Below are 22980 nucleotides of genomic sequence, written 5' to 3'. Positions count from 1 at the left end.
TGCAAGAAGAGAATTGAAAAACGCATCTCTCCCCGTCTGACGAAGAGAGATGCGTTATTTATGCGGGTATTTAAGCGATAGTCACTTTCTTATCGAGATAAACATCCTGAACGGCATTAATTAATTTCACGCCGTCGGCCATCGACTTTTTAAACGCCTTACGGCCAAGAATCAGGCCCATACCGCCTGCACGCTTATTAATAACCGCCGTGCGCACTGCATCGCTTAAATCGTTTTCACCACCGGCCGCGCCGCCAGAGTTAATTAAGCCGGCACGCCCCATGTAGCAGTTTGCCAGTTGGTAGCGCACCAGATCGATAGGGTTGTCACTGGTCAACTTGCTATAGACGCGTTCATCGGTATAACCGAAGTTTACCGCTTTATAACCGCCGTTGTTTTCCGCCATTTTCTGTTTGACGATGTCCGCACCGATGGTTGCCGCAATATGGTTAGCCTGGCCAGTCAGGTCGGCGGAAACATGGTAATCCACGCCATCTTTTTTGAATGCCGGATTGCGCAGGTACGCCCACAGCACCGTGACCATCCCCAACTCATGAGCACGTTCAAATGCGGCAGAAATTTCCTCAATCTGCCGACGTGACTCCTCAGAACCAAAATAGATGGTCGCGCCAACGGCGACGGCCCCCATGTTGAACGCCTGCTCTACGCTTGCATAAAGCGTCTGGTCATATTCGGTGGGATAGCTCAGGGTTTCGTTGTGGTTAAGCTTGACCAGGAACGGAATACGGTGCGCGTAGCGGCGCGCCACAGAAGCCAGCACCCCATAGGTGGACGCCACACAGTTACACCCGGCTTCAATTGCCAGCTCAACGATGTTTTTGGGATCGAAATAGAGCGGGTTAGCAGCAAACGAGGCCCCGGCGGAATGTTCGATACCCTGATCAACCGGCAAAATCGACAGATAACCCGTTTTGGCAAGTCGGCCCGTGTTATACAACGTCTGCATGTTACGCAGTACCGCTGGCGGACGGTTGTTATCCATCATCACACGGGTGACGTAATCCTCTCCCGGCAGGTAGAGTTGGTCGGCCGCAATGGTCGTGCAACGGTGTTGTAAAAGGGTGTCGGCATCGTTGCCTAGTAACTGCACAATATCAGTCATCGCTATACTCCCGTAAGCTCCGCACAAAGGCGGATGTGGTTTGTCCTGACCCGATGAATGGGCAGAATAAGCCTGGTACCGTTTGTCGAGGCTTGCCACCATATCGCCGTTTTTCAGCATTTTCTGGTGGCACGTTTCGGCTAGTGGTTTACCGCTGTGCGAAGCTTACTATTTTGCCCCCGATTCCCCACCCGGCTGGCGCTACGCTAAGCCGGGCTACGTATTACGTGTAGCGCCATTCGGGGCCCCTCACCACCACGCATGAAAATGGTGTACCGGGCCGATGCCATGTCCCACCTCCAGCGTGTCTGCCTGGGCCAGCGCCGCTGACAGCCAGCGCTTGGCCTCATTGACCGTTGAAGCCCAGTCCGCGTGACGTGGACGCAGTGCCGCCAGGGCGGCCGACAGCGTACAGCCCGTGCCGTGGGTATTTTTGGTTTTTATTCGGGGGGCGGTAAAACGTTCAGTACCATTACGGGTAAACAGCCAGTCCGGACTTTCATCGTTTTCCAGATGCCCGCCTTTGATTAACACCGCTTCGCATCCCAGCGCCAGCAACGCCTGCCCCTGCTCATGCATCTCACGTTCGTTGCGGGCGTGAGGGGCATCCAGCAGCGCGGCGGCCTCGGGCAGATTGGGAGTAATCAGTGATACCTGTGGCAGCAGATGTTGTCGCAGCGCCGTTACCGCCGAGGGGGAAAGCAGCGGGTCACCGCTTTTTGCCAGCATGACGGTATCGAGCACCACATTTTGCACCTGATAGCGGCGCAAACGCTCCGCCACCGCTTCAACAATATCGGTTTCCGCCAGCATGCCGATTTTGGTCGTATCAATGCGTACATCGCTGAACACCGAATCCAGTTGCGCGGCAACAAAATCAGGTTCAATGCGATAAACCGACTGTACGCCACGGGTATTTTGCGCCACCAGCGCGGTAATGACCGAACAGCCGTAGGCACCCAGCGCCGAAAAAGTTTTCAAATCCGCCTGAATACCCGCCCCGCCGCTGGGATCCGTTCCGGCAATGGTCAGTGCGTTGATCCGTTTCATACCAGCACCTCCCCATGAAGCGTATAGAGGGCATCGAGAAACGCCGGGATAAAGCTGCCAGGCCCGTGCGTGGTCGCCACGGCCAGGCTGCCTGCCTGTGCCATAAAGGCACAGGCCGCCGCCACGTTATACAGACGATCGCCGGGCAATGCGCAGCAGGCGGCTACCACCGCAGAGAGCGCACAGCCTGTTCCCACCACCCGGGTCATCAGCAGGTCGCCCCCCGTAACGCGCAGGGTGTGAAGACCATCGGTGATGTAATCCACCTCACCGGTTACCGCAACAATGGCCCCCGTCTGGCGTGCCAGCGCCTGGGCCGCAGGCAGCGCGGCAATGGCGGTATCGGTAGTGTCGACACCGCGCCCTCCGGCACTCACCCCGGCAAGCGCCATAATTTCCGAAGCGTTACCGCGTATGGCGGCAGGCTGCAAAGACAAAAGCTCGCGACAAAAATCGCTGCGGAAGGTTAATGCCCCGACGGCAACCGGATCCAGCGTCCAGGGTTTACGGGCGGCATTAGCGCTCAAGATGGCCGCGTGCATCGCATCGGCGCGTTCCCGGGTCAGTGTGCCGACATTAATCAGCAGCACGTCAGCAATGGCGGCAAATAGCTGCGCCTCGTCGCGGTCAATCACCATCGCCGGGGACGCCCCCAACGCCAGCAGAACATTGGCCGTAAAGGTCTGCACCACATCGTTGGTTATGCAGTGAACAAGCGGCTTACATTGACGGAATTGCTGAAGAATTTGCGCGATTTGCGCACGGTGAAGCAGGTCAGGTTGCATCGATTCGCTCCTGCCCGGCGTGAAGAAGGGATGCCGGGCAGGCATCTGACTTCCCTACGCTGGCATTATCCAGATCAGGTGGTACGGGTATTTCTCAGCCCTTTGTGAAAAGGGGCACCCCGAGTCATTCAATTAGGTCTCTTTTAAGAGGAAGCCAGCGTAAAGGAAGTGGCTTGTCGTTGCAAGCTTGCCTGTCAGGCCATGACTTTGGCACCTAGAGGAGCGATCGCATTATGTTATTTTTATACCCATTTTATCGCAGTGAATATCGCACTGGTTGGTCAAACCCATGGTGATAAAAACGAGATCTTTTTACAATTATGTCTCTAAATATATCCTTGCCACTTTACTGGCTCGAACCAGACGGTTTTCACAGCAATAATCGTTTTCTACTTTCACTTTCCGGTGCCGATTCAGCCACCCTGCCACGTAATACTCTGTTTATCGCAGCAAGTGAAAAAACAGGTACAAAAGTTCCTCGCATTGGCCTCTGGTAAAAGGAAAATATTCTACTTATTAAATATAATGTACGAATGTGTTTTTGAGTTTCGTGTGAGTAACTTAATTTAACATATAAATCACTTTCTTCTATCATAAACGGCGAATGCTAAGAATTACTAATGTCAGGACAGATAATATAGTGCTGTTGGCTGCTGCATCACTACAGGTTTGGCGGAAGAGAAAAAGAAAGAAATTTTATTGTACACAGACGATATGTAGAACACCTCCCTCCTTCTTAATACACTGAGACAAAGAACACTATGACAAGTTACAACCTGACGGTAAAGGCTAAAAATTTTTTTGAAAAGCACCAGTACCCAAGGAGATATATGTAAAATTAAATGCAGCATTAGTCTTAATCATCGATAGTTTTTATTCAACATTTATTAATTAGCCAGCTATTAGTTCCAACTCAAAACATCAAGTTAAATTCACCCTTCCTGCATTGACGCACTTTTTTTCGCTACGTAAGATAAATTCACTTTTTTTACTCTTCAAAATAAAAAGAATATTCTTAATGCTTTTTTATGTTTTCTACAAACAGCATTTTGTATGTTTACGTTTAAATCGGTAACCGGTAAACAGGCTCTGAAAAGCTTTATCAGGAGCATTAATTTAGAAAGTATTACTTTGGAAAATGACTTATTAGGGTTAATGATGAAGGCTAATGTCTGTATTTTTATTCTCTCTCTTGTGCTTACCGGTTGCATTGCTGATCATTCACAAAGCTCCGTTGATTACAGCTCTGCATCACCTGCTGCATTATGCGCTGCTTTAGGTAGTGTTAAGGCTAAGCATGACGAATATCAGTTTAAGCATCTGCAAGATTTAGTAAGCGCACGTATAGAAGCTAACACCTTCTCAATTAGCGCTGAGCAATGCCAGGATTTAGCGATAAAAGGAATGATTGCTACAAGCTTGAATTAGGAGCTCAGCAAAGCAAATTGCGCTGATGTCGCATAATGGAAGAAACAATAAGTATTTTTATTTACCTTGTTGAAATAGGGATTGTTTTTATTCTGCTCGAGTTAATGAAGGGGATAAACAGGAAGTGAAGAAATTCCTTCTCTATGTTGCTGCTTTTATGGTTTTCATCGTCTTAGCGATATGTACTGCGGGTTATATTAAATTTAATGTATTTGGGGATCTATGAAAAAAAGTGTTTTAGCGGGCGTAGTGGTTTGTTTACTTTCCGGTTGTGTTATGGCTAATTCTGCTCATGAAGTTAGCGCCAGAGAAGTACATGCTAAAGAGCGTAGTCATAAAAGCGACGTTGAAAAAGTGGAACAAGTAGCCGCCTCAGGAGTACCTGACAGGCTCCATGCCATTAAATTACGCGGCAATGATAGTGGCTATTTCACTGTTGTGATCGGCAATGGTTACACCTCGGCAATGGTTAAAGATGAACCCGCAAAGATCACGCGTAAAAATGAAAATTATTACGTGATAACAAACAAAACTTATGTGATTGGTGTTTATCTGGATGAGAACGGCTTTAGCTCCGCCAGTTGGAATCGTCATAAAGGCAGAGATCACGGCGATTTTGTATTAATCACTGACTGACAGGAACAAAAAGAATGCAGCACAACACACCATCAACACGCGATTTTGTTTGTCCTGTCTTTGGTACGGTTCGTTAATTTGCAATAACCCCTTCCATTAGGGGTTATACAGAAAAGCAGGCAATACTCATGAGTATCCTGCTTTTCTATACCCGTTTTGCATCCTTGCCATGCCGGATGCCCTACTCAGCCACACCAACGACATAGCGGCCATCTTTATTCTTGATCGTGTACCTGCGCGAATCATCACAAATCACAATCAGAGAACCACCAAACGCGGAAGGATAAACGCCTTCCACCTTGTTGCATTCATGTCCAGACTCGCGAATCAGCCTCTGGCTTTCCAGTTTCAGTTGCGGGGATCCCGAATCAGCAAGAGCGCCAGCGCATATGCCCACGCCCAACATCACAGTAAGAATCCGTTTCAAAGCAACCTCCTTCACCGGGTAATTAACAGTACCATCGGCAAAAAGTTAAAAGAAATTAATCAATTCAGTCGATAGAAAAGGCAATATTGAGTTTAAAAATAAATAGTAACAGCACCACTGGCTGCAATATCAGGAGGTCGCAACTGAAATCATTGAACCCGTTGTACTCTGCTGCTCAGCCCAAAATACCGTGCACAGCACTCTGCCATACCTGGCAGAGTGCTGTCACTGCTCGCCGCAAGAAACTTTCAGCGTTGAGGCATCGCACGCTATTTTCACTTCTGGAGGATAAGTCCTCCTCTCCCGCGCGGGTTTTTCACCTGCCTCCAGGCGAACTAGCATTAACACATCCCCTGACGAATACTGAAATCACGGAGTGTTTATGAAAGCTATTGCTATTACTCAGGCCGCACAGAACGGCAGCAACATTGACTTTTTAACCGACATTGAATTACCGACACCGAAAGCCGAAGGTCATGATGTGCTGGTAGAAGTAAAAGCCATCTCTGTTAACCCGGTGGATACCAAAGTCCGCGCCGGGTTTAACGCCGATAAACCCCGCGTGCTGGGCTGGGATGCGACCGGTGTGGTTAGCGCCGTTGGCGACAAGGTCACGTTATTTAAGCCCGGTGACGAAGTCTGGTATGCCGGGGCATTGACCCGTCCTGGCAGTAACAGCGAATTTCAACTGGTGGATGAGCGCATTGCCGCCCGCAAACCTGCCTCGCTGGATTTCGCCTCTGCCGCAGCCCTCCCGCTGACCGCCATTACTGCCTGGGAAATGTTGTTTGACCGTTTAGGCGTACGTGAAAAGGGCAACGAAGGCGACGTGCTGCTGATTGTCGGTGCCGCAGGCGGCGTAGGCTCCATTCTGACGCAACTGGCGCGTAAGTTGACCCGCCTGACGGTGATTGGCACGGCATCCCGCCCGCAAAGCCAGCAGTGGGTCAGCGAGTTGGGCGCGCACCATGTTATCGATCACAGCAAGCCGTTAACCGAGGAGCTGGCGCGTATTGGCATTAAGCAGGTCAGCCACGTTGCCAGCCTCAACAACACGGAGCAGCACTATCAGCAGTTGATCAACGCCCTGCAACCACAAGGCAAACTGGCCCTGATTGACGATCCGCAATCACTTGATGCTGTGCCCTTAAAAGTGAAAAGCATTTCTCTGCACTGGGAATTTATGTTTACCCGCTCCATGTTCGGGACCGCCGATATCGCTGAGCAACACCGTTTACTGGCGCGTGTCGCCGCACTTATTGATGATGGGGTTATCAAAACCACGCTGGGAGAACACTTCGGCGCCATCAACGCACAAAATCTGCGTAAAGCGCACCAGTTGCTTGAAACGCACCGTGCGGTAGGCAAAATCGTGCTGGAAGGATTTTCTGCGCACTAACGTATTGAAATATAGCCAGGATTTCTCTTAAAAACACTTTTATACTCAGGCGGATAGCGAAAAAAGCGTTCCGCCTCTCCTGCTGTTCTCTTCTTTTGCTTACACTTTTTACCAAAGCATTATTTTCATAACATTTTCGCGGTTGCGACGTCGCCAGACGGTAGTCGATGATAAGCCCCGCGAAATGAAAACCCACGACACCTGGAGAGATTATGGGTAAAACAAAAATGTTGCTTCTGGGAACATTATTGGCAACGGCCAGTGCGACTTTTGCTGCACCGCAACCCCCTGCCGCGACGGGCGGAACCCAGTCTTATGAAGTGAAGGATTTTGTTGCCGATTTCACTAAATTCACCATCGGCGATACGGTGCCCGAAATGTACCGTAGCGAAGAGTACAACATTAAGCAGTGGAATCTGCGCAATTTGCCTGCGCCTGATCCGGGTAGCCACTGGACCTATATGGGTGGAAATTACGTGCTTATCACGGACGCCGACGGTAAAATTTTGAAAGCCTACAATGGCGACATCTTTTACCACCGTTAATTTCAGGAAATCCTATTGATTATTCGCCCCTGGCAAGAGAACGACCGTCCTTTTCTGCGTACATTGTTCCTGCATTCCCGCAGAGCAAACTGGACATGGCTGGACGGTAGCGACTGGCAACTGGAAGACTTTGACGCCGTTACCCGTGATGAAACCATCTGGGTGGCGGAAGAAGACGGGCACCGGCTTGGCTTTGCCGCCGTGTATGTGAACGACAATTTTCTGCATAGCCTGTTTGTTGACCCGGATGCACAAGGCAAAGGCGTCGGCAGCGCGCTACTGAAAAAAGTGCAGTCTGAATTTACCAGTACAGGTTCACTGAAATGTCTGGTGCAAAACCACCACGCGCTGGCGTTTTATCAGCACCATGGCTGGCACGTTGAAGCGGAAGGCACATCGCCGGGCGGGAACTATCTGCTCATGCATTATCGGCTGCCCTGACGGGCAGCCTTATCCATTTATACCGCGCGAAACGCGATATCACCGGGAATAACTTCACCCTGCCAGTAGAGTTGCGCCGCAACGCGCCCCGCCAGCTTGCGATACAAACCGGTGAACTCGCTATCAGGACGGCTGACAACCGTCGGTTGTCCCCGGTCGAGATCTTCTCGCAGGCTAATGTGCAGTGGCAGTTGTCCCAGCAGTTGCGTGTGGTACTGCCCGGCCAGTTTCTCTGCCCCGCCGGTACCGAAAATCGGCTCGTGATGACCACAGTTGCTGCAAATATGCATGCTCATGTTTTCCACGATACCCAGCACTGGCACTTCCACTTTCTCGAACATTACAATGCCTTTTTTGGCATCAATCAGCGCGATATCCTGCGGCGTGGTCACCACCACCGCGCCGGTAACCGGAATATTCTGCGCCAGGGTAAGCTGGATGTCGCCAGTGCCCGGCGGCATGTCGAGTACCAGATAGTCAAGGTCGGGCCACATAGATTCTTGCAGCAGTTGCAGGAGCGCCTTGCTGGCCATTGGGCCTCGCCACACCATGGCATTATCGTCAGTCACCAGATAGCCAATGGAATTGGTCGCCAGTCCGTGGGCCATAATCGGCGCCATATGAGTGCCATCCGGCGAGGTCGGACGTTCACCTTCCGCCCCCAGCATCATCGGGATTGACGGACCGTAGATATCCGCATCCAGAATACCGACTTTTGCCCCTTCCGCCGCCAGCGCTAACGCCAGATTGACGGCGGTAGAGGATTTTCCTACTCCGCCTTTACCGGAGCTGACGGCAATGATGTTCTTTACACCGTTCACGCCAGGTTGATTTTTCACCCGCTTTAAGGTGGCGACATTGTGGGAGAGCTTCCAGTCAATCGCTCGCGCCCCCGTAAGTCGCAGTAGTTCGGCACTGCATTGCTCTTTCAACTCTTCAAACGCACTGCGCCAGACAAAGGGCATCAGCAGCTCAATATGGACGGTGTCATCCAGCCAGGCAACATGATGAACCGCCTTAAGCGCGGTAAGATTATGCTTGAGGGTTGGGTGCTGAAAATTGGCCAGCGTTCCGGCGACGAGCGCACGCAAGGCTTCAGGGGATTTGGCCTGGGATTGAGAGTTCATCCCGACTCCTTGTTATGTTGTTCTAAAAAGACATTGTTAAGGTTCAAGTTTACTCCACTGTCACCCATTTTTCATTTCTCAATAGTGCCCAATCCAGGGCGGGCTTTTATGGCACAACTTTTCCCTTTCAGGTAACATCAAAACCCCTTTTTACTAAAGAAGAAGTAATACCCACTATGACTCAAGTCGCGAAGAAAATTCTGGTAACGTGCGCATTGCCGTACGCCAACGGCTCAATCCACCTCGGCCATATGCTGGAGCACATCCAGGCTGATGTCTGGGTCCGTTACCAGCGAATGCGCGGCCACAATGTCAACTTCATCTGCGCGGACGATGCTCACGGCACGCCGATTATGCTCAAAGCGCAACAAATGGGCATCACCCCGGAGCAGATGATTGGTGACATGAGTCAGGAACACCAGACGGATTTCGCTGGCTTTAATATCAGCTATGACAACTACCACTCTACGCACAGCGAAGAGAACCGCGAGCTGTCGGAGCTGATCTACACTCGCCTGAAAGAGAACGGTTTTATTAAAAACCGCACTATCTCTCAGCTTTACGACCCGGAAAAAGGGATGTTCCTGCCGGATCGTTTTGTTAAAGGCACCTGCCCGAAATGTAAGTCTCCGGATCAGTACGGCGATAACTGTGAAGTGTGCGGCGCGACCTACAGCCCGACCGAACTTATCGATCCGAAATCCGTGGTGTCCGGTGCAACGCCTGAAATGCGTGATTCCGAACACTTCTTCTTCGACCTGCCTTCGTTCAGTGAAATGCTGCAGGCGTGGACCCGTAGCGGTGCGCTGCAGGAGCAGGTAGCCAACAAAATGCAGGAGTGGTTCGACGCCGGCCTGCAGCAGTGGGATATCTCCCGCGACGCACCCTATTTCGGTTTCGAAATCCCCAACGCGCCGGGCAAATATTTTTACGTCTGGCTGGATGCGCCTATCGGCTACATGGGCTCCTTCAAGAACCTGTGCGATAAACGCAGCGACCTGAACTTTGACGACTGGTGGAAAAAAGAGTCGGATGCCGAGCTGTATCACTTTATCGGCAAAGACATCGTCTATTTCCACAGCCTGTTCTGGCCAGCGATGCTGGAAGGCAGCAATTTCCGCAAGCCGACCAATCTGTTCGTGCACGGTTACGTGACAGTGAACGGTGCGAAGATGTCCAAATCGCGCGGCACCTTTATTAAGGCCAGCACCTGGCTGAACCACTTTGATGCGGACAGCCTGCGTTACTACTACGCGGCGAAGCTCTCTTCCCGCATCGATGACATCGACCTGAATCTGGAAGATTTCGTTCAGCGTGTTAACGCTGATATCGTCAACAAAGTGGTGAATCTGGCGTCCCGTTGTGCAGGCTTTATCGCCAAACGTTTCGATGGTGTACTGGCGGCTGAGCTGGCGGATCCGGCACTGTATAAAACCTTTACCGATGCATCGGCCACCATTGCTGATGCGTGGGAGAGCCGTGAATTCGGCAAAGCGATTCGTGAAATCATGGCGCTGGCTGACGTGGCTAACCGTTATGTTGACGAGCAGGCTCCGTGGGTTGTCGCAAAACAGGAAGGTCGCGACGCTGATCTGCAGGCGATTTGCTCCATGGGTATCAACCTGTTCCGCGTGCTGATGACCTGGCTGAAACCGGTTCTGCCGACCCTGAGCGAACGTGTCGAGGCGTTCCTGAACACCACACTGGTTTGGGATGCTATCGAACAGCCGCTGCTTGGCCACAAAGTGAATACCTTTAAGGCGTTGTATAACCGCATTGAGATGAAACAGGTCGAAGCGCTGGTTGAGGCGTCAAAAGAGGAAGTGAAAGCCGCTGCCGTACCGGTCACCGGTCCGCTGGCAGATGACCCGATTGCCGAAACCATCAGTTTTGACGATTTCGCTAAAGTCGACCTGCGCGTGGCGCTGATTGAAAACGCGGAGTTTGTCGAGGGTTCTGACAAACTGCTACGCCTGACGCTGGATCTGGGCGGTCAGAAACGCAATGTCTTCTCCGGCATTCGTTCCGCCTACCCGGACCCGCAGGTGCTGATCGGTCGCCTGACGGTGATGGTCGCTAACCTGGCGCCGCGCAAAATGCGCTTCGGTATTTCAGAAGGTATGGTAATGGCCGCAGGCCCTGGCGGGAAAGATATCTTCCTGTTAAGCCCTGATGAGGGTGCAAAACCTGGCCAACAGGTAAAATAAATCGCTGAAAGGCGCTGTGAAAACAGCGCCTTTTTTTTATTGCACTATTCTTCAATGGACAGGATTTTTCTAACAAAAGGGGCTTTATGAATATGTTTAAAAAAATGATCGCCATCGCACTGACTACTCTGGTCTTATTTGCCGTCAGCGGCTGTGGTGACAAAGAACAGAGTAAGACATTTAACTGGACGGATGGCAAAACAGAGATTTCTCTGACCTATTACTATAAAGACGATGTGGTATTACGTCAGACGGCAAAGAATAAGATTCAGTACGCAAGCGTTGGGGCCGCAAATAAAGAGGCAGCAATGCAACGCCTGGGGCCGATCAGTGAGAAATACAAATCGATTCAGGGCGTGACGGAAAGTATCGATTATCAGGACACTTACGCGACAGAAACATTGACTGTCGACTATACCAAAGCCGATCGTAACGCATTGCAGCAGATACAGGGCGCGGCGTTCACCGGTGATGTGAAAGATGGCGTCAGCATGACGAAATCACAGCAGCTTCTGGAATCACATGGTTTTAAAGAAGTGAAATAATCAACGTGCCAGCGCGCGTTTGTCACGCGCTGGCATTGCCTTTACTGAGCAGCAGGTTTCGCGTGCTCACGCACCGCCAGTCCACGCAGGAAATAACGCAAGAACTGATCGCCGCATTCACGGAAATTTTTATGCTCGGTCGCCCGCATCATGGCGGTAATCTCCGGCATGGAGACGCGGAATTTCTGCTCGGTGAGGATCGCCAGAATATCGTCCGTTTTCAGCGAAAAGGCGATGCGTAATTTTTTAAGGATGATGTTGTTTGTCATCTTACGCTCGGTCACCAGCGCAGGCTGAGATTCATCTTTACCACGGCGTTCATAAATCAGGCCGTTGAGGAAGACAGACATCATAATGTCCGGACAGCGCTGAAAGCCCTCTTCATCTTCTTTGTGCAACCAGCCGACAAGCTGCTCGTCGCTCACCGGGGCGTCTGCCAGCGCAAATACGCGCTTGAGGTCGCCATTATTCATTTTCAGTGCGTAGCGTAAGCTACGTAAGATATCGTTATTGAGCATAAAGCCTTCGAAAAAATCATCGTAAGCGCGCAGTCTACCATCAAAAGCTACAACCCCAGCGCTTCTTTTAGATTGCAGCCGGTTAAACCTTATCAATAACCAGTTGCACACGTTTTCCAATCAGTGTTGCCATACCGACCAATGTATCAATGGTGAATTTTTCTGTTTTCTGATTAACGACATCGGACACGCGGGGGCGAGAGACATGGAGAACTTTGGCGGCATCGACCTGTTTAAGACCGTTGTGTTTCATCCAGTCGGTGATTTCCATCATCAGTTGCTTCTTTAATTCATCGGCTCTTGCCATCTCTTCTCTGGACGCAGCCAGCAGTTGCGATGCCTCTTGCGGAGCAAACCCAAGGTCAGAAAAAATGTTGCCACTGGCTTTTGTGATGTGACGAACCTTTGTATCCACTATATGCGTCATTTTTTCTCTCTCCATTCGTCTCGTGCTGCTTTATATCGTGCTTTGATGATGGCGATATCCCGCTGGCTCGTTTTTTGTGTTTTCTTTTGAAAACAATGCAGGACACAAACGACATCGGAAAACCTGGCGACATACACCACACGATACTCACCGTCTTCACCATGCAGGCGAATCTCAATGACGCCCATCCCCCACTCATTAATCGGCTTCCAGTCTGTCGGTTCCCTGCCATGCTGAACTTTGTGGAGTTCGAAACCTGCGATGCGCCTTATCGCCTGCGGGAAAGTGATGAGATCGTCGAGTGTAGAGCCTCGCCAGTTGATATCCTTTGCATACATTACTGCGCATCCTTACTGTGTGTGGATGCGTATAAAATTATATACTAGGTTTGTTCACAATAGCAGCGATGCTTTCTTGCGAAAACGTTCGCGTTTTATTAGCGGCTACAACCCCAGCGCTTCTTTTAAGTTCTTAAGATAGCGACGGCTAACCGGCACAGTCTGTCCGTCGCGCAGCAGCAACTCCGCCTGGCCGTTATCTTCCAGACGGATCTCTTTCAGATGTGCCATATTCACCAGATACTGCCGATGACAGCGCAGCAGCGGCGTACGGCTCTCCAGCGTGCGCAGGGTCAGTTCGGTGAAGCCCTCTTTGCCGTCATGGCTGGTAACATAGACACCGCTCATGCGGCTACTCACAAACGCAACCTCATCCATCTGCAATAGATAAATGCGGCTATGCCCGGTACAGGGAATAAATTTCAGCGATGCCTGATTTTCCGGCAGCACCGATACGTCCTGGACATTGCGCTCCTGACGCAGCCGGGTGAGGGTTTTCTCCAGGCGGCGCGCCTCTATCGGTTTTAGCAGATAGTCAAAGGCGTGTTCCTCAAACGCCTTCACCGCGTATTCATCAAAAGCGGTGAGAAAAACCACATAGGGTCGGTGTTCCGGGTCGAGCATCCCCACCATTTCCAGCCCGCTAATGCGCGGCATCTGGATATCAAGAAACAGCACATCCGGGCGCAATTTATGCACCGCGCCGATGCCCTCCACCGCGTTGGCGCATTCGCCCACAATCTCAATATCGCTCTCTTCCTGCAGTAAAATACGCAGATTTTCACGCGCCAACGGTTCATCATCAACAATCAGCACTTTTAACATGCGCTTTCCTCCAGCGGGAGTCGTAGGGTAATTCGGGTAAAGATATCAGGCTCACAGGCAACCGAAATGCCGCATCCATCACCAAAGCGCGCCCGCAGGCGCTTATCCACCAGACTCATCCCTAAACCACTGGCATCTGTTTTGGGCTGATACAGCCCGGCATTATCTTCAATATCCAACACCAGATGGTCACCATCCTGGCTGGCATTAATGGTGATTTCCCCTACGCCAAGCAGTTGTGAGGTGCCATGTTTAATGGCATTTTCCACAATCGGTTGCAGGGTAAAAGCGGGCAGATGGAGATGCGAAAGCGCATCCGGCACGTGCAGTTGTACCTGTAGGCGGGACTGAAAGCGCGCCTTTTCAATTTGCAGATACGCATTAACGTGTTCAAGCTCATCGGCCAGGGTGACGATTTCCGACGGTCGCTTAAGGTTTTTGCGAAAGAATGTCGACAGATATTGCACCAGCAGACCGGCCTGATCGCTGTCGCGGCGGATCACTGCCATCAGCGTATTCAGGGCATTGAACAGAAAATGGGGATTGACCTGCGCATGCAGTAATTTGATTTCCGACTGGGTCAGCAGCGCTTTTTGCCGCTCATACTGTCCGGCAAGGATTTGCGCCGACAGCAACTGCGCAATCCCCTCCCCCAGGGTGCGGTTGATGGAGCTAAAGAGCCGGTTTTTTGCTTCATACAGTTTGATGGTGCCCACAACGCGCTGGTTTTCACCGCGCAATGGAATGACCAGCGTTGAACCCAGTTTGCACTGTGGATGCAGCGAGCAGCGGTACGGCACCTCATTGCCATCGGCATACACCACTTCGCCACTTTCGATGGCTTTTTGCGTCCAGACGGACGAGATAGGCCTGCCGGGAAGATGATGGTCGTCCCCCGTGCCGGTAAACGCCAGCAGCTTCTCGCGATCGGTAATCGCCACCGCGCCGATATCCAGCTCTTTATAGAGGACCTGGGCGACTTTCATGCTGTTTTCTTCGTTGAAGCCCTGACGCAAGATCCCTTCGGTCGACGCGGCGACTTTGAGGGCCGTGGCAGAAAACGCCGAGGTATATTTTTCAAACATGGCGCGCTTGTCGAGCAGGATGCGCATAAACAGCGCCGCGCCCACGGTATTGGTCACCATCATTGGGGCCGCAATACTTTGCACCAGATGCAGCGCGCTCTCATACGGTCGGGCGATAAGCAGGATGATTAACATCTGTGTCAGCTCCGCTACGCAGGTAATGGCCCCGGCGGTGAGCGGATTAAAGACCCTGTCGGTGCGGCCACGCTTGATTAAAATACTGTGTACCAGCCCACCGAGCAGCCCTTCCACAATGGTGGAAATCATACAGCTCAACGCGGTCATGCCGCCCATTGAGTAACGGTGTAACCCACCCGTTAACCCCACCAGCCCGCCCACCAGCGGGCCGCCGAGCAACCCGCCCATCACCGCACCAATCGCCCGTGTATTGGCAATAGAATCTTCAATATGCAAACCGAAATAGGTACCCAGAATGCAGAAAATTGAAAAGGTGACATAACAGAGCAATTTATGCGGCAGACGTACCGTGACTTGCATCAGCGGAATAAAAAGACGTGTTTTGCTCATCAGCCAGGCGATAACCAAAAACACACACATTTGCTGGAGCAGCAGCAACACCAGATTAAATTCGTACATACCCGCAGCACCGCGTTGACTGAAAGCGCGTACCTTACATGGAGTCGCGCAGAGATTCTTTGAGGGTTTCCAAAAAAATGTTAATTCGTGCTCGTTATCACAATCCTGAAAGCATAATGATACGAAATGGATACATATCGAACATTAAACAAACAATTCAACCTGGTTTAAGTAAGAACGGCTAAAGTTAAAGTGGGGGATTTCTTGCAAAGGTGAAACCATGGCGCTTTACACGATTGGTGAAGTGGCGATGTTATGCGATATCAATCCCGTGACTTTGCGGGCATGGCAGCGACGCTACGGATTGTTCAAACCACAGCGCACGGAAGGCGGTCATCGGTTGTTTACCGATGCCGACATCGACCGAATTCGTGAAATAAAACGCTGGATCGATACCGGGGTCCAGGTCAGTAAGGTACAGACCCTGCTCAATAATGAACCCGAACATGAACGCAATGGCTGGCGCGCCCAGCAGGAAGCAGTATTGCAGATTCTGCAAAGCGGCAACCTGCAACGACTGCGTCTGTGGATTAAAGAGCGCAGCCACGACTACCCGGCAGAGACGCTGATAACCCACCTGTTTATCCCTCTTCGTCGCCGTTTGCAATCCCAGCAGCCTGCCCTCACGGTGATGCTCAGTCTGCTCGACGGGGTATTGATTAACTATATTTGCGGTTGCCTGAATACCGCGCGCAAGAAAAACGGGCGTGACGCGCTGGTTGTCGGCTGGAATGTGCAGGATACTACCCGAATCTGGCTGGAGGGCTGGATGGCAAGCCAGCAAGGCTGGCGGGTGGACGTGCTGGCGCACTCGTTGAGTTATCTGCGCCCGGAGATGTTTGAAGGCCAGACATTACTGGTGTGGTGTGGCGAGGCCCCCTCCTCGTCACAGCAAAAACAGATGCATGACTGGCAGCAAAACGGACATGCCATTTTTCCGCTGGGCATTTAATGGTTCATTAACAGCCCCGCTTCCTCGTATAATACGTTTCTTAACAAAGGAGCGAAAAATGAACCTGTCCAAACTTACCGTCATAGCGATTTTTCTGCTGATGGCGATCGGCGGCATCGGTGGCGTGATGCTCGCTGGCTACTCTTTTATTGTTCGCGGCGGTGCAGGCTGAATAAGCGGGCAAGACGCTCGAATCCTCTATCAACAATGATAGCGGCCAGCGCAACCAGAACGGCCCCTTGCACGACGTAAGCCGTATTAAACCCGCTCAGGCCGATAATGATCGGCGTTCCCAGCGTGCTGGCGCCGACCGTAGACGCAATGGTCGCCGTACCGATGTTAATAATCACGGACGTGCGGATCCCGGCAATAATGACCGGCGCCGCCAGCGGCAGTTCAACCCTGAAAAGTTGCTGCATACTGCTCATCCCCATCCCTTTTGCCACACTGTGTACGCTCTCCGGCACAGCGGCAATCCCCGCCAGCGTGCCCTGTAATATCGGCAAGACCCCATAGAGAATCAGCGCGATAATGGCAGGCTCGCGGCCAAATCCCATAACCGGTACCGCAATGGCCAGTACCGCCACCGGTGGAAAGGTCTGCCCTACTGCGGCAATGGTCTCCACCAGCGGGCGAAATTCGCGGCCCCATGGGCGCGTCACTGTAATTCCCGCCCCCAGCCCAATGACTATCGCCAGCAGACTCGACACCCCCACCAGCCAGAAATGGGCAAGCGTCAGGGAGACAAAACTTTCCTGCTGATAAACCGGTCGCGGCAACTGAGGGAATAGCGTACCAAAGAGTGCGCCGCTGTAGGGCATCGCCACGAGCAGTGCGACAAACACGGCGATAAGCCAGATTAGCGGGTCACGCAGAAGTCTCACTGAGCGCCTCCGTTCTGAGCAGGTCGCGAAAATGCAGAGTACCGCAGGGCACGCCTTGCGCATCAGCGACGGGGAGCACATCACACTGGCGGGCGACAAACAGCGATAAGGCTTCGCGCAAGGTCATATCCTCTCGCAGTGGTTCCCCCGCCACCGTTTCGCCCGGCCGCATCCAGGCGCTGACATGGCGCAATGAAAGCAGACGAACCCCCAACTCGCTGCGACCAAAAAAGTCGCGGACAAACGGGGTTGCCGGGCGGGTTAACATCTCCAGCGGTGTCCCCTGCTGCACAATCGCCCCACTGTCCATTAAGACCAGGTGATCCGCCAACTGTAGCGCCTCATCAATATCATGGGTGACCAGCACAATGGTGCGGCCCAGCAGACGGTGAATACGAATCATCTCCTGCTGGAGCGCACCACGCGTGACCGGATCCAGCGCACCGAAGGGCTCATCCATCAGCAACACCTCCGGGTCTGCCGCCAGCGCGCGGGCCACGCCAACACGCTGCTGCTGACCGCCGGAAAGTTGATGGGGAAAACGGTCGCGCAGGCTCTCATCCAGCCCCAGTAAAGCCATCAGTTCATCTACTCGCGCGGCGATTTTCCCACGCGACCATTTTTGCAATTGCAACACGGTGGCGATGTTGTGGGCCACCGTCCAGTGCGGAAACAGGCCTATCGACTGAATGGCGTAACCCATCCGCCGACGCAGTTCCAGTACCGGCAGGCTGCGGATCTCCTCACCAGCAAACAAAATGGTGCCTTCATCATGCTCCACCAGGCGGTTGATCATTTTCAGGGTGGTAGATTTCCCGGATCCTGATGTACCAATCAACACGGAAAACGCGCCGGTTTTACATTCAAGATTCAGATCGCTCACCGCCTGTTGCCCGGCGAAAGATTTGCTGACATGCCTGAATTCAATCATGGCTGTTTTACCTCCAACAGCGCGATACCCAGCGCAAACAGTGCGTCCACGACCACTGCCAGAGCAATAACCGGGATCACACCCAATAACACAAGATCCAGTGCGCTACTTAAAAGCCCCTGAAACACCAGTGCGCCAAAGCCGCCTGCGCCAATCAGCGCCGCAATCACCGCCATGCCCACCGTCTGTACCGTGACCACCCGCAGGCTACGCAGCAAAATGGGTAACGCCAGCGGCAGTCGTATATGCAAAAACCGCTGACGGGCGCTCATGCCCATCCCTTTGGCGCTTTCCAGCACATCTGCCGGTACCTGGTTTAAGCCCGCCACCACACCGCGAACCAGCGGTAACAACGCGTAGAGAACCAGCGCAATCAGCGCAGGTGTGATACCGGTTCCCGCCACGCCGAGCGAACCCAACCAGGGGAACTGCGCCACCAGCCCTGCCAGTGGTGCGATCAACAGACCAAATAGCGCAACGGACGGCACGGTCTGAATCACATTCAGTACGGCAAACACCGGTTGTTGACGCGACGGATGGCGATAACACCACAGGCCGATACCCACCCCCAGTGCCAGCGCCGGTAGCAGCGTACCAAACAGCAGTTTGAGATGTTGCGCCAGCGCATCGTTAAAGACGTCCTGCCGATTCGCGTACTCCTTAAGCAAAGAGAGCGAATCCAGTTGCCCACTGAGCAGCAGCCACAGGGGCAGGATCCAGATTTGCGCATGCAGCAGCCAGCGCCAGACCGGATTGACCGTTAGCCGTCGGATTGCATCACTACTGGCCAGTAACGACAGCGCCAGCCACAGCCATAAGCCGCTGCCGGGGGAGGTGCGGGCAAGTGCGCTGCCTGACTGCGCCAGATCGGTGGCAGCCCTGCCCGCGCACCAGACTAATACGCAAAATGGCGCTTCGGTAAGCAGTAACGTTGCCAGACTGGCAATGCGATGCGGGAGAAAGCTCAAAAGCAGTAGCCCTGCCGGTACAAGCAGTCCCCAGGCGGCATATGCGGGCCAGACCTGCCAGATTGCACGACTTTCCCCGGAGACCAGGCGGTTAGGGGCGTAACTCACGAAGGGCAGTGTTATTGCCGCCAGTGCCAGTAACACCAGCAGCAACAACACGCGGTTATGACAACGTCGCTCCACGTTTATTTAATCAGTCCCTTTCCTTTCAGGTAATCGGCGGCCACTTTTTTGGCGTCGAGACCTTCCACTGCAATACTGGCATTCAGTTTCTGCAGCGTTTTTTCATCCAGGCTGGCAAATACCGGTTTCAGCCACTCATCCAGTTGCGGGTAAGCTTTCAGCACCGCTTCACGCACAACCGGGGCAGGCGCATAAATAGGCTGAACGCCTTTCGGGTCGGTCAGGGTTTGCAGCCCCAGCGCCGCAACCGGCCCATCTGTGCCGTAGGCCATCGCCGCATTCACGCCTGATGTTTGCTGTGCGGCGGCTTTGATGGTCACGGCCGTATCGCCCCCCGCCAGCGACAGCAACTGCTGCTGGTTGAGCTTGAAGTTATAGGCTTTTTCGAAGGCCGGTAAGGCGTCGGTGCGTTCGATAAACTCGGCGGAAGCGGCAAGTTTGAAGGTACCGCCCTCTTTCAGATAGCGACTGAGATCGTCAAGGGAGACCAGCTTGTTTTTCTGCGCAACATCCTGGCGTACCGCGATAGTCCAGGTATTATTGGCAGGCGCTGGCGTCAGCCAGACCAGTTTGTTTTTCTCCGCATCCAGCTTTTTGACTTTGTCATAGCCTTGCTGCGCATTTTTCCACGCCGGATCGTTCTCTTCTTTAAAGAAAAACGCGCCGTTACCGGTATATTCCGGGTAGATATCCAGTTCACCCGAGGTGATCGCCCCGCGCACCACCGGCGTGGTACCCAACTGGACTTTATTAACGGTTTTCACGCCATGGCTTTCCAGGACCTGCAAAATAATATTGCCCAGCAGCGCGCCTTCGGTATCAATCTTGGAGCCCACTTTAACCGGCTCAGCCGCCTGTGCGCCTGCGGCCAGCATCAATAACCCTGCAGCGCTCCATTGCGAAAATGATTTCATGCTCTTACCTCTTTTTTTTGTGGTGCCTGGATTTCCGGCTGTGCAAAAAGCGTAGTAGAGAATCGACCTGGAATAAATCAGTCGTTCAGATTTTGATGTTTCTGATTAGACGAAGCGGTTATAACGCAAGGGGTTTAAAAATGAAAGGCCGCTAAAAAGCGGCCTTTGCGGGGTTACTGGAGGGTAAATTCACCCTGTTTAACACGGGCTGAATCCAGGCCGATAAAGACATTGAATTTGCCGGGTTCTGCATCGTATTTCATGCGTTGATTCCAGAACTTAAGCGCCTCGATATCAATCGGGAAGCTGACGGTTTTGGTTTCCCCGGCTTTGAGATCCACTTTTTCGAAACCACGCAGTTGTTCTACCGGACGACTCATGGACGCCGTCACATCCTGCAGATACATCTGGACAACCGTCGCACCGTCGCGTTTGCCGGTATTGGTAACATCGACGCTGGCCGTCACTTTACCGTCACGGGTCATGGCCGGTGCTGACATTTTCACATCGGAGACGTTAAACGTGGTGTAACTCAGGCCGTAACCGAACGGATACAGCGGACCATTGGCCTCGTCGAAGTAGCGTGACGTGTACTTGTTCGGTTTATCGGCATTATACGGACGCCCGGTGTTCAGGTGACTGTAATAGACCGGGATCTGCCCGACGGAGCGCGGGAAAGACATCGGCAGCTTGCCGGACGGGTTGTAATCACCAAACAGCACATCAGCAATGGCATTACCGCCTTCGGTACCGGCAAACCAGGTTTCAAGGATCGCATCGGCCTGCTGATCTTCTTTCACCAGCGCCAGCGGACGACCATTCATCAGCACCAGCACCAGCGGTTTACCGGTTGCTTTTAGCGCGGCAATCAAATCACGCTGGCTTTGTGGGATGGTCAGATCCGTACGGCTTGACGCTTCGTGTGCCATCCCCTGGGCTTCACCGACGACCGCCACGACGACATCCGATTTCTTCGCCACGCTCACGGCTTCATCAATCATCTCCTGCGGGCTGCGTTTGTCCTGCACTACGGCTGGCTCATACAGATTGAGGAAATCGACAATGCCTTTATCGTCAGTGATATTCGAACCGCGAGCGTAGAGGATAGTGCCTTTAGGCCCTACTGCGTTGCGGATACCTGTCAGCACGGTTACGGATTGCCCCGCCACACCGGCTGCCGACCAGCTTCCCATCATGTCACGCTTGCTGTCTGCCAACGCACCGACCACCGCGATGGTCGCGTCTTTTTTCAGCGGCAGTGTGTCGAGACGGTTTTTCAGCAGGACCAGACTTTCGCGCGCCACTTCTCGTGCTTCTTTACGATGCAGACGACTTTCCGCATTGGTGTCTTTCGGGTCAGAATCTTTCGGCCCCAGGTGACTGTAAGGGTCGTTGAACAGACCCATGTCATATTTCACGTTCAGCACGTGGCGGGTCGCATCGTCGAGTTCCGCCATAGTGACCTTACCGGATTTGATAAGCCCCGGCAGGTACTTGCTGTAGTACTCGTCGCTCATGCTCATGTTAATACCGGCTTTGAGCGCCACGCGTACCGCATCTTCCGGATCGGCGGCCACGCCGTGTTTGATCAATTCTTTGATTGCGCCGTGGTCCGAAACGGTGATGCCTTTAAAGCCCCACTCATCGCGCAGGACATCTTTAAGCAGCCAGGAATCGGAAGTTGCCGGGGTGCCGTTGAGAGAGTTCAGTGCCACCATGACCGCACCGCTGCCTGCCTCCAGCCCGGCTTTGTACGGCGGCAAATAGTCGTTGAACAGACGCTGCGGGCTCATGTCAACGGTATTGTATTCCTTGCCCCCTTCAACCGCGCCATAGGCGGCGAAGTGCTTGACGCTGGTCATGACCGAATAGCGATCCGCCGGGCTTTTGCCCTGCATGGATTTCACCATCGCGCGGCCCATTTCCGTGGTCAGGTAGGTATCTTCACCAAAGCCTTCAGAGCCACGGCCCCAGCGCGGATCGCGGGACACATCCACCATTGGCGCCCAGGTCATGTTCAGGCCGTCATCCGCCGCTTCATAAGCGGAAACGCGCCCGACGGTTTTCACCGCATCAAGATTGAAGCTGGAGGCCAGACCCAGGCTAATCGGGAAAACGGTCCGTTGACCGTGAACCACGTCGTAGGCAAAAAACAGAGGAATTTTCAGGCGGCTGAGCTGCATGACCTGATCCTGCATCGCGCGGATATCCGGGCGGGTCACGGTATTAAAGATGGCGCCGACCTGGTTTTTGGCAATCATGTCACGGATGGCTTCCTTCGGATTGTCCGGTCCGACGCTAATCAGTCGCAGTTGCCCAATTTTTTCATCCACCGTCATTTTTTTTAGTAATTCAGTGACAAACGCATCCCTTGCTTGCGGCGTCAGAGGATGGTTACCAAACATCTCTTCTGCCATCACCGGTTGCAGCGCAACGCTTACGGCGACACCTACCGAACATAGCCATTTCATGTCGTTCACTCTCTCGTTTATACAGCCACTCACGGGCCTGACCATGAAAAAAACGCAGTGTGCCATAATCGTAGTCCGGCTTGCAGAGTTATTCTCTGATTTTTCTGAGAATTCCTCACTTTCAGACACTATGCTTTAAAGCGAGAACGCTGTTCCACCACCAGGGAGAGGAAA

General features: G+C 52.7%; 24 protein-coding genes and 1 riboswitch. Of the genes, 9 read left to right on the top strand and 15 right to left on the bottom strand.

The genetic code is table 11. The features are described 5' to 3' along the window. Positions 1-70 precede the first annotated feature (70 nt). The 3 genes from fbaB to thiM all read right to left on the bottom strand — a co-directional run bounded on the left by fbaB (position 71) and on the right by thiM (position 2958). Positions 71-1123 carry a class I fructose-bisphosphate aldolase gene (gene fbaB, locus ACS0RQ_RS08835; RefSeq protein WP_271851012.1) on the bottom strand — a complete coding sequence of 351 codons (1053 nt, stop codon included), beginning with the start codon at positions 1121-1123 and terminating at the stop codon, positions 71-73. 249 nt (positions 1124-1372) lie between these two features. Then, complete coding sequence (gene thiD, locus ACS0RQ_RS08830) at positions 1373-2173, bottom strand: bifunctional hydroxymethylpyrimidine kinase/phosphomethylpyrimidine kinase (protein WP_271851013.1); 801 nt, start codon at positions 2171-2173, stop codon at positions 1373-1375. After that, on the bottom strand, positions 2170-2958 hold the full coding sequence (gene thiM / locus ACS0RQ_RS08825) for a hydroxyethylthiazole kinase (RefSeq protein WP_271851014.1): 789 nt from the start codon (positions 2956-2958) through the stop codon (positions 2170-2172). The genes thiD and thiM overlap by 4 nt, the downstream gene beginning before the upstream one ends. A 34-nt stretch (positions 2959-2992) precedes the next feature. Next, a riboswitch (TPP riboswitch) is annotated at positions 2993-3090 on the bottom strand. 921 nt (positions 3091-4011) lie between these two features. Here thiM and ACS0RQ_RS08820 point away from each other — a divergent pair. Together ACS0RQ_RS08820 and ACS0RQ_RS08815 are read left to right on the top strand one after the other, a co-directional pair. Beyond that, positions 4012-4386 (top strand): hypothetical protein, encoded by a 375-nt coding sequence (locus ACS0RQ_RS08820; protein ID WP_271850726.1) that lies wholly within the window; start codon positions 4012-4014, stop codon positions 4384-4386. A gap of 222 nt (positions 4387-4608) precedes the next feature. After that, positions 4609-5022 carry a hypothetical protein gene (locus ACS0RQ_RS08815; RefSeq protein WP_271850727.1) on the top strand — a complete coding sequence of 138 codons (414 nt, stop codon included), beginning with the start codon at positions 4609-4611 and terminating at the stop codon, positions 5020-5022. Positions 5023-5203: 181 nt separating this feature from the next. Here the strand turns inward: ACS0RQ_RS08815 and ACS0RQ_RS08810 are convergent, their stop codons facing one another. Continuing rightward, entirely contained in the window at positions 5204-5449 is a 246-nt protein-coding gene (locus ACS0RQ_RS08810; protein ID WP_271850728.1) for a hypothetical protein, read from the bottom strand. A 382-nt stretch (positions 5450-5831) separates the two neighbouring features. On the opposite strand from ACS0RQ_RS08810, the gene ACS0RQ_RS08805 reads away from it, so the two are divergent. The 3 genes from ACS0RQ_RS08805 (at position 5832) to ACS0RQ_RS08795 (ending at position 7834) form a co-directional block, all read left to right on the top strand. Further along, entirely contained in the window at positions 5832-6848 is a 1017-nt protein-coding gene (locus ACS0RQ_RS08805) for a zinc-binding alcohol dehydrogenase family protein (RefSeq protein ID WP_271850729.1), read from the top strand. Between the two features lie 212 nt (positions 6849-7060). Then, a complete protein-coding gene (locus ACS0RQ_RS08800; RefSeq protein WP_271850730.1) occupies positions 7061-7393 on the top strand; it encodes an RcnB family protein in 333 nt (110 codons plus the stop codon). 15 nt (positions 7394-7408) lie between these two features. Next, positions 7409-7834, top strand: a complete 426-nt coding sequence (locus ACS0RQ_RS08795) for a GNAT family N-acetyltransferase (RefSeq protein WP_271850731.1) — start codon at positions 7409-7411, stop codon at positions 7832-7834. Positions 7835-7851: 17 nt separating this feature from the next. Here ACS0RQ_RS08795 and apbC read toward each other — a convergent pair whose 3' ends face one another. After that, positions 7852-8961 carry an iron-sulfur cluster carrier protein ApbC gene (gene apbC, locus ACS0RQ_RS08790; RefSeq protein WP_071195710.1) on the bottom strand — a complete coding sequence of 370 codons (1110 nt, stop codon included), beginning with the start codon at positions 8959-8961 and terminating at the stop codon, positions 7852-7854. A 176-nt stretch (positions 8962-9137) separates the two neighbouring features. On the opposite strand from apbC, the gene metG reads away from it, so the two are divergent. Together metG and ACS0RQ_RS08780 are read left to right on the top strand one after the other, a co-directional pair. Next, positions 9138-11168: a methionine--tRNA ligase gene (metG, locus tag ACS0RQ_RS08785; protein WP_271850732.1), complete on the top strand. Its 2031-nt coding sequence runs from the start codon at positions 9138-9140 to the stop codon at positions 11166-11168. Positions 11169-11254: 86 nt separating this feature from the next. After that, complete coding sequence (locus tag ACS0RQ_RS08780; RefSeq protein WP_041852002.1) at positions 11255-11713, top strand: YehR family lipoprotein; 459 nt, start codon at positions 11255-11257, stop codon at positions 11711-11713. Between the two features lie 41 nt (positions 11714-11754). Here ACS0RQ_RS08780 and ACS0RQ_RS08775 read toward each other — a convergent pair whose 3' ends face one another. The 5 genes from ACS0RQ_RS08775 to ACS0RQ_RS08755 all read right to left on the bottom strand — a co-directional run bounded on the left by ACS0RQ_RS08775 (position 11755) and on the right by ACS0RQ_RS08755 (position 15503). Continuing rightward, the gene (locus ACS0RQ_RS08775) at positions 11755-12231 is read right to left on the bottom strand and encodes a YehS family protein (RefSeq protein WP_071195708.1); all 477 of its coding nucleotides are present in this window, start codon (positions 12229-12231) and stop codon (positions 11755-11757) included. An 82-nt stretch (positions 12232-12313) separates the two neighbouring features. Next, positions 12314-12658 (bottom strand): helix-turn-helix domain-containing protein, encoded by a 345-nt coding sequence (locus ACS0RQ_RS08770; RefSeq protein ID WP_271850733.1) that lies wholly within the window; start codon positions 12656-12658, stop codon positions 12314-12316. Further along, complete coding sequence (locus ACS0RQ_RS08765; RefSeq protein WP_271850734.1) at positions 12655-12996, bottom strand: type II toxin-antitoxin system RelE/ParE family toxin; 342 nt, start codon at positions 12994-12996, stop codon at positions 12655-12657. The genes ACS0RQ_RS08770 and ACS0RQ_RS08765 overlap by 4 nt, the downstream gene beginning before the upstream one ends. 105 nt (positions 12997-13101) lie before the next feature. Beyond that, positions 13102-13821 carry a two-component system response regulator BtsR gene (gene btsR / locus ACS0RQ_RS08760; protein ID WP_103278766.1) on the bottom strand — a complete coding sequence of 240 codons (720 nt, stop codon included), beginning with the start codon at positions 13819-13821 and terminating at the stop codon, positions 13102-13104. Continuing rightward, complete coding sequence (locus ACS0RQ_RS08755) at positions 13815-15503, bottom strand: sensor histidine kinase (protein ID WP_041852007.1); 1689 nt, start codon at positions 15501-15503, stop codon at positions 13815-13817. The genes btsR and ACS0RQ_RS08755 overlap by 7 nt, the downstream gene beginning before the upstream one ends. Before the next feature lie 220 nt (positions 15504-15723). On the opposite strand from ACS0RQ_RS08755, the gene mlrA reads away from it, so the two are divergent. Together mlrA and ACS0RQ_RS08745 are read left to right on the top strand one after the other, a co-directional pair. Next, positions 15724-16455, top strand: a complete 732-nt coding sequence (mlrA, locus tag ACS0RQ_RS08750) for an HTH-type transcriptional regulator MlrA (RefSeq protein WP_041852008.1) — start codon at positions 15724-15726, stop codon at positions 16453-16455. A 58-nt stretch (positions 16456-16513) separates the two neighbouring features. Then, positions 16514-16627 carry a protein YohO gene (locus tag ACS0RQ_RS08745; RefSeq protein ID WP_075203650.1) on the top strand — a complete coding sequence of 38 codons (114 nt, stop codon included), beginning with the start codon at positions 16514-16516 and terminating at the stop codon, positions 16625-16627. Here ACS0RQ_RS08745 and ACS0RQ_RS08740 read toward each other — a convergent pair. From ACS0RQ_RS08740 to bglX, 5 genes are all read right to left on the bottom strand, one after another. Next, positions 16602-17339, bottom strand: coding sequence for an ABC transporter permease (locus ACS0RQ_RS08740; RefSeq protein ID WP_271850735.1), 738 nt, complete (start codon positions 17337-17339; stop codon positions 16602-16604). The genes ACS0RQ_RS08745 and ACS0RQ_RS08740 overlap by 26 nt on opposite strands. Continuing rightward, positions 17323-18270, bottom strand: coding sequence for an ABC transporter ATP-binding protein (locus ACS0RQ_RS08735; RefSeq protein WP_041852010.1), 948 nt, complete (start codon positions 18268-18270; stop codon positions 17323-17325). The genes ACS0RQ_RS08740 and ACS0RQ_RS08735 overlap by 17 nt, the downstream gene beginning before the upstream one ends. Further along, on the bottom strand, positions 18267-19421 hold the full coding sequence (locus ACS0RQ_RS08730) for an ABC transporter permease (protein ID WP_271850736.1): 1155 nt from the start codon (positions 19419-19421) through the stop codon (positions 18267-18269). Before ACS0RQ_RS08730 ends, ACS0RQ_RS08735 begins: the two co-directional genes overlap by 4 nt. A 2-nt stretch (positions 19422-19423) precedes the next feature. Further along, entirely contained in the window at positions 19424-20335 is a 912-nt protein-coding gene (osmF, locus tag ACS0RQ_RS08725) for a glycine betaine ABC transporter substrate-binding protein OsmF (RefSeq protein ID WP_041852012.1), read from the bottom strand. 173 nt (positions 20336-20508) lie between these two features. Then, positions 20509-22806 (bottom strand): beta-glucosidase BglX, encoded by a 2298-nt coding sequence (gene bglX, locus ACS0RQ_RS08720; RefSeq protein WP_271850737.1) that lies wholly within the window; start codon positions 22804-22806, stop codon positions 20509-20511. Between the last annotated feature and the right edge of the window lie 174 nt (positions 22807-22980).

Origin of the sequence: Phytobacter diazotrophicus, from assembly GCF_052061655.1 — a bacterium.
Classification (GTDB): domain Bacteria; phylum Pseudomonadota; class Gammaproteobacteria; order Enterobacterales; family Enterobacteriaceae; genus Phytobacter; species Phytobacter diazotrophicus.
This window is presented reverse-complemented; position numbering and strand designations above follow the sequence as displayed.